This is a genomic window from Pseudomonas sp., assembly GCF_049645325.1.
Classification (GTDB): Bacteria; Pseudomonadota; Gammaproteobacteria; order Pseudomonadales; family Pseudomonadaceae; genus Aquipseudomonas.
The window spans coordinates 1-5,998 of record NZ_JBARTQ010000362.1; the positions used below are offsets into that span (position 1 = coordinate 1).

At 61.2% G+C, this 5,998-nt stretch carries 8 protein-coding genes; 5 read left to right on the plus strand and 3 right to left on the minus strand.

The features are described from left to right. Positions 1-273, plus strand: a 273-nt coding sequence (locus WBB95_RS15995) for a hypothetical protein (protein ID WP_424488474.1), incomplete at its 5' end; no start/stop codon positions are given. Positions 274-361: 88 nt separating this feature from the next. Further along, positions 362-1,714 carry a cation:proton antiporter gene (locus tag WBB95_RS16000; RefSeq protein ID WP_424488475.1) on the plus strand — a complete coding sequence of 451 codons (1,353 nt, stop codon included), beginning with the start codon at positions 362-364 and terminating at the stop codon, positions 1,712-1,714. On the opposite strand, the gene WBB95_RS16005 is transcribed toward WBB95_RS16000, so the two are convergent. From WBB95_RS16005 to WBB95_RS16015, 3 genes are all read right to left on the minus strand, one after another. Further along, complete coding sequence (locus WBB95_RS16005) at positions 1,705-1,836, minus strand: hypothetical protein (RefSeq protein WP_424488476.1); 132 nt, start codon at positions 1,834-1,836, stop codon at positions 1,705-1,707. The two genes, WBB95_RS16000 and WBB95_RS16005, sit on opposite strands and share 10 nt — an antisense overlap. Positions 1,837-1,847: 11 nt before the next feature. Then, positions 1,848-2,060 (minus strand): hypothetical protein, encoded by a 213-nt coding sequence (locus WBB95_RS16010; protein WP_145160599.1) that lies wholly within the window; start codon positions 2,058-2,060, stop codon positions 1,848-1,850. A gap of 79 nt (positions 2,061-2,139) precedes the next feature. Then, positions 2,140-2,685 (minus strand): hypothetical protein, encoded by a 546-nt coding sequence (locus WBB95_RS16015; protein ID WP_424488477.1) that lies wholly within the window; start codon positions 2,683-2,685, stop codon positions 2,140-2,142. A 383-nt stretch (positions 2,686-3,068) separates the two neighbouring features. On the opposite strand from WBB95_RS16015, the gene WBB95_RS16020 reads away from it, so the two are divergent. From WBB95_RS16020 to WBB95_RS16030, 3 genes are all read left to right on the plus strand, one after another. Further along, positions 3,069-4,478: a circularly permuted type 2 ATP-grasp protein gene (locus WBB95_RS16020; protein ID WP_424488478.1), complete on the plus strand. Its 1,410-nt coding sequence runs from the start codon at positions 3,069-3,071 to the stop codon at positions 4,476-4,478. 2 nt (positions 4,479-4,480) lie between these two features. After that, positions 4,481-5,431: an alpha-E domain-containing protein gene (locus tag WBB95_RS16025; RefSeq protein WP_424488479.1), complete on the plus strand. Its 951-nt coding sequence runs from the start codon at positions 4,481-4,483 to the stop codon at positions 5,429-5,431. Between the two features lie 108 nt (positions 5,432-5,539). After that, a complete protein-coding gene (locus WBB95_RS16030) occupies positions 5,540-5,968 on the plus strand; it encodes a nuclear transport factor 2 family protein (RefSeq protein ID WP_424488480.1) in 429 nt (142 codons plus the stop codon). Positions 5,969-5,998 lie beyond the last annotated feature (30 nt).

Consider the following 5,998-nt stretch of genomic DNA (forward strand, 5'->3'; position numbering starts at 1 on the left):
GGCAACATGTCTCATGTTGTCTACATTCAAAAGTCGCCTGATGGCCAGTTATACCTTTATCACTCCAACTCCCATGCGCTGGACCACGCGCTCGGGGGAACGAAAGTCACGCCGGCCACGGCAGGCAACGCCAGTGTCTATGCGCTTGGCCCTGATCAGCAAAAGGGCCTTCAAGCGTTTATGGACTCAACCACCAGCGGGGGTTACGACAGGGTGTTCACGCCTTCCAGCGCCCTGGAGTCCAGCATCCGGTCCCTGCCCGCGCCTGTATGAGCGAACCGCCCTGGCAATCAATCACATTGAACCTGCGCCCGGCCGCCAGCCTCCAAGGTGGATAGACCACGGCCGCGGTGCTCGCTCGATGACTTTTATTCTATGGATGGCCGTGCTCGGCGCCGTACTGCTGACCCTCGCCCTCACCTCCTCCTACCTGCGCTGGATGCCCGTCACCACCTCGGCGGTGTGCCTGTTGCTGGGGGTGGCGATCGGCCCGCTGGGCGCGGACCTGCTGGATCTGGATATTAAAGGCTCTGCACGCTGGATGGAGCACCTGACCGAGGTCGCGGTGCTGTTTTCGCTGTTCGTCAGCGGGTTGAAACTGCGCCTGCCTCTGCGGCATCGCACGTGGCGCATCGCGTTTGGCATGGCCGGGCCGGTAATGCTGCTGACTATTCTGGGGGTCTGCCTGGCGCTGCATTACCTGTTCGGGTTGTCCTGGGGTGTGTCATTGCTCGTCGGTGCGATCCTTGCGCCGACCGACCCGGTATTGGCGGGGCTGGTCCAGGTCAACAATGCCCAGGACTACGACTCGCTGCGCTTCGGCCTGTCCGGGGAGGCCGGGTTGAACGACGGCACCGCGTTTCCCTTCGTGATCTTCGCGCTGCTGTTCATGCAGCACGGCGGGTTTGACGGTGACTGGTGGGGTGGCTGGGTGCTGAAGAATTTGCTCTGGGCGGTACCGGCCGGGCTGTTGATCGGCTACTGGATGGGCCGGGGCATCGGCCGCGTGACGTTGTGGCTGCGCATCACCAATGACGACAGCACCCTGTCACCCAACGACTATTTGACCCTGGCGCTGATCGCCCTGGCCTACGTCGCGGCCGAGGCTGTGGGCGGTTATGGTTTTCTCTCAGTGTTTGCTGCGGGCCTGGGACTGCGCCAGGCAGAATTCAAATCCACCGGCAATGCCGAAACCCCGTCGGAAAACCTCGCGCTGCCGGTGGTGGGACACTTGGAAGTCGCCCCTGAAAATGCCTTGCAGGGCGACACCACCGAACTGGCGGATACGCAGATTGCTGCCGGCGTCATGATGGGCGACATGCTTGCCTTTGGCAGCTTGGTGGAACGTTCGATGGAGGTGTTTCTGGTGACAGTGCTGGGGGTGGTGCTGGTCAGCCATTGGGACTGGCGCGCGCTGGGCATCGCGGCCTTGCTGTTTTGCGTGATCCGCCCGGCCAGTGTGTATGCCATGCCCTGGGGAACCCTGATCAATCGCCAGCAGCGTGGCCTGATGGGCTGGTTCGGTATTCGCGGGATCGGCAGTATTTACTACCTGTTTTACGCCCTCAACCACGGGCTTATCGGCACCAGCAGCGCGGTCGCGGTCAACCTGACGCTGTCGGTGATCGCCCTGAGCATCGTCGTTCACGGGTTGAGTACCCAGCCCATGCTGGCCTGGTATGAACGACGTGCCAGGGCGAAAGGTCAGTCCTGATCTTCGCTATTGCCTACATCCGCCGCTTCATCCAGATCATTGAGCGGCACTTCTGCATCGTCCATCAACGAGCCCGGGTCTTCATTGCCGGGGTCGTTGAGTTCTTCGTCTTCTTCTGACATGACCGTCTCCTCTAACCGCCTTGGGTATCGATATCAGCATCGGTTTCAGGCTTGGCCTCGGGCTCAGGCTTGAAGTCTGGACTGTAGTCGTTTTCCTTGGCTTTGGGGTCGCTGGCAGGCTTGGGATCTTTCGGCGCGTCGGCGGCAGTGCCGGGGGCCGGTTCGCCGCCGTCAATGGCCGGATCGTTACGGTTGCTGACTTGGGGATCGTTGCTTGTGTTCATGGGTCACCTCTTGGCAGTTTCTGAACGCACATCCTGCGTATAGGTAAGGTCTTGCGCAGGGGGACGAAGTTCCAATTGCTTAAGAGACAGGGTTGTCGACCTGGATATAAAACGCATAGGCGCCAAGCAATACCCAGAACACCATGAACAGCCACGGCGCGCGCATGGAGAACAGCAGGGATTTGCGATAACCCTTGTGGGACGACTCCACTTCGGAAAACAACGGCGATTCATCATAGGCCATGCCCATCACCGGTTCGCTGCGCAGCAGTTCGCTCTGTTTGTAGTGCCAGTGATCAATGATTTCGTAGGCCGCGCGGATCCCCGGCCAGGCATTCAGCGAGCTGAGAACGCCTAACGCGGCCAGGAACACCGGCACGATCAGGGTGAAAAACTTGCCCCACTCCGGGTTGAGGTTGCCCATGCCGGAGACGAAGGCAATCACCAGAAATGACTGCGCCGTGAGGTACGCATCGGTGCGGTTGGCCAGGATCGTGGTTTCGTACTGGATTTCACGGCGATAGAAGTCGAGACGGTCCTTGGGCGAGCCGAAGATCTTGGCGTTGTGTTCGCTGTGATCGCTCATGGCCGCTTCCGGCGTATCGGGCGAGATGATTCTGGGCACGGCGGTGCTCCACAAAGTTTCGAGTCTCTTTAGAAGAATCGGGCGTGGGCGAAGTTCAAGTTTGTTCATGCACCACCTTGGAACACCCTGCGCACCATTAATGACTGATGGGCGCGGTTTTGGGCTGAATGCGCTGGCTCGCCCCTGAAAAATCCCCCACCACAGGGTATTCGCCGCCGCCAGGGGCATTCCGGCACAGGCATTGCTTTATCCATTCATCTGCCCGGATACAGGAGCATTCGTTACCCCCCGACCCAGAGCCGACTCCATAAGAAAGTAAGGACCAGGCCCATTGGCACCCTCTGCCACGGGCTCATAAAAAAATGCGGTTTTTAAAGCGGCAGTGCCACCCAGGCGTCCCTCGGCACTGACAAGGTATTGGAATGGCTCGATCTTTCTTTGATGAAATGAATGACGCAGACGGCGCGTGCCGTGCGCACTATCAGGATTTCTCCCGCTGGCTGGCCAACACGCCGCCGGAACTGCTGGCCCAACGGCGCCGCGAAGCCGATTTGCTCTTCCACCGCGCCGGTATCACCTTCACCCTCTACGGCGACGAGCAGGACACCGAGCGCCTGATCCCCTTCGACATCATCCCGCGCAGCATCCCCGCCAGTGAGTGGAGCGTGATCGAACGTGGCTGCATCCAGCGCGTCAACGCGTTGAACATGTTCCTCGCCGACATCTACCACGACCAGCGCATCATCAAGGCCGGGATCATTCCCGCCGAGCAAGTGCTAGGCAACGAGGGTTACCAGAAGGCCATGGTCGGGCTGGACCTGCACCGCGGCATCTATTCGCATATTTCCGGGGTCGACCTGGTTCGCGACGGCGACGGCACCTACTACGTGCTCGAAGACAACCTGCGCACACCCAGCGGCGTGAGCTACATGCTCGAAGACCGCAAAATGATGATGCGCCTGTTCCCCGAAGTGTTCGCCAAGCAGCGCATCGCGCCGGTGGACCACTACCCCAACCTGCTGCTCAAGACGCTGAAAAGCTCCAGCCGCCTGGACAACCCCAACGTGGTGGTGCTCACCCCGGGGCGCTTCAACAGCGCATTTTTCGAACATGCGTTCCTGGCCCGGGAAATGGGCGTGGAACTGGTGGAGGGCGCGGACCTGTTCGTGCAGGACCTCAAGGTGTTCATGCGCACCACCGACGGCCCCAAGCCGGTGGACGTGATTTACCGGCGCATCGACGACGCCTTCCTCGACCCGAAAGCCTTCAACCCCGACTCGATGCTCGGCGTGCCAGGCCTGGTGGCCGCCTATTGCGCCGGCAATGTGGTGCTGGCCAACGCTATCGGCACCGGCGTAGCGGATGACAAGTCCATCTACCCGTACGTGCCCGCCATGATCAAGTTTTACCTGGACGAAGAACCCCTCTTGCAAAACGTGCCGACCTTCCAGTGCCGCAAGCCGGATGAACTCTCGCATGTGCTGGCCAACCTGGGCGAACTGGTGGTCAAGGAAACCCAGGGCTCCGGCGGCTATGGCATGCTCGTCGGCCCGGCTTCAACGGCCGCCGAAATCGAGGACTTCCGCCAGCGCATCAAGGCGCGGCCTCACGCTTACATCGCCCAACCGACCCTGAGCCTGTCCACCTGCCCCACCTTTGTCGAAAACGGCATCGCGCCGCGGCACATCGACCTGCGGCCCTTTGTGCTGTCGGGCAAGGAAACCCGGCTGGTGCCGGGCGGCCTCACCCGCGTGGCACTCAAGGAGGGCTCGTTGATCGTCAACTCGTCGCAAGGCGGCGGAACCAAGGACACCTGGGTGGTGGAGGGCTGAGTATGTTGAGTAGAACCGCCGCAGATCTGTACTGGATGTCCCGTTACCTGGAGCGTGCCGAGAACCTGGCGCGCATGCTGGAAGTCAGCTATTCGCTGTCGCTGATGCCCCAGGCCGGGCGCAGCGATGGCCTGGACGAACTGGCCATGTCGTTGCTCAGCAGCGGCACCCTGGACAGCTACCTGGAGCGCCATAAACAGCTGGACGCCGAGCGCATGCTGCACTTTTTTGCGCTCGACGAAGAAAACCCGGCCAGTATCTACAACTGCCTGCGCGCCGCCCGTGGCAATGCCCACGCGGTACGCGGGCGCATCACCGCCGACATGTGGGAAAACCTCAACGCCACCTGGTTGGAAATGCGCAGCATCGCCGCCGGCGGGTTGGCGCGCCATGGCATCAGCCACTTCTGTGACTGGGTCAAGCAGCGTTCGCACCTGTTCCGGGGCGCGACCTCGGGCACCATCATGCGCAATGATGCCTACCGGTTTATCCGCCTGGGCACCTTCGTCGAGCGCGCGGACAACACCTTGCGCCTGCTGGATGCGCGCTACGAGATGTTTGGTGAGGAATCGGAGGAAGTCAGCGACCTCTCGGCACGCGGGTATTACCAGTGGAGTGCGCTGCTGCGCGCGTTGTCGTCATTCGAGGCGTATACCGAGCTGTACCCGAATGCGCTGAACGCGCGCTCCGTGTCCGAACTGCTGTTGTTGCGCAGTGACGTGCCGCGCTCGCTGCATGCCTGCATCGAGGAACTGAGCCATATCCTCGCGGACCTGCCCGGCAGTTATGGCCGCACCGCGCAGCGCCTGGCGGCAGAGTTCGAGGCGCGGCTGCGCTATACCGGTATTGATGAAATCCTTGAAGAAGGCTTGCACAGCCGCCTGACCGACTTTATCGACACCGTGCGCGAGCTGGCGCGGGCGATTCACAGCTCGTACCTGGAAGTGGTGTGAGTGCATTGCAGTCACGTATCTGTCAGTTCGGGTGATTGACCCCTCTTCTGTGCCGCTCTTATGTTGGGCAGGTGAACCGCCTTCCCCTCATAAGAACAGGTACAGAGCATGTCCGAACTGACATTGGCCCCCGCCGCCGCCCAAACGCTGCAACGCTGGCACGCGATGCTGGTCAACCGCGACCTCAAGGCCCTTCCCGAACTGCTGGCACCCGATGCGGTGTTTCGCTCGCCCATGGCCCACAGCCCCTACCCCGGCGCGCCGGTGGTGTCGATGATCCTCAACACCGTGATCACCGTCTTTGAAGACTTTGCCTACCACCGTGAATTGGCGAGCGCCGACGGGCTCAACGTCGTGCTGGAGTTCAGTGCGCGCGTGGGAGAAAAGCAACTGAAGGGTATCGACATGATCCGCTTCAATGAACAAGGCCAAATTGTCGAATTTGAAGTGATGGTGCGGCCGCTGAGCGGGTTGCAGGCGCTGGGTGAAGAGATGGGGCGGCGGCTGGCGCCGTATCTGGCCAAGGCCAAATCTTGAGCCCGGCGACGGCTTAATGGGTGTACTCCA

Coding starts and splice junctions, on each gene's coding strand:
- WBB95_RS16000 (WP_424488475.1), top strand. CDS start 362: ATGACTTTTATTCTATGGATGGCCGTGCTCGGCGCCGTACTGCTGACC.
- WBB95_RS16005 (WP_424488476.1), bottom strand. CDS start 1,836: ATGTCAGAAGAAGACGAAGAACTCAACGACCCCGGCAATGAAGACCCG.
- WBB95_RS16010 (WP_145160599.1), bottom strand. CDS start 2,060: ATGAACACAAGCAACGATCCCCAAGTCAGCAACCGTAACGATCCGGCC.
- WBB95_RS16020 (WP_424488478.1), top strand. CDS start 3,069: ATGGCTCGATCTTTCTTTGATGAAATGAATGACGCAGACGGCGCGTGC.
- WBB95_RS16025 (WP_424488479.1), top strand. CDS start 4,481: ATGTTGAGTAGAACCGCCGCAGATCTGTACTGGATGTCCCGTTACCTG.
- WBB95_RS16030 (WP_424488480.1), top strand. CDS start 5,540: ATGTCCGAACTGACATTGGCCCCCGCCGCCGCCCAAACGCTGCAACGC.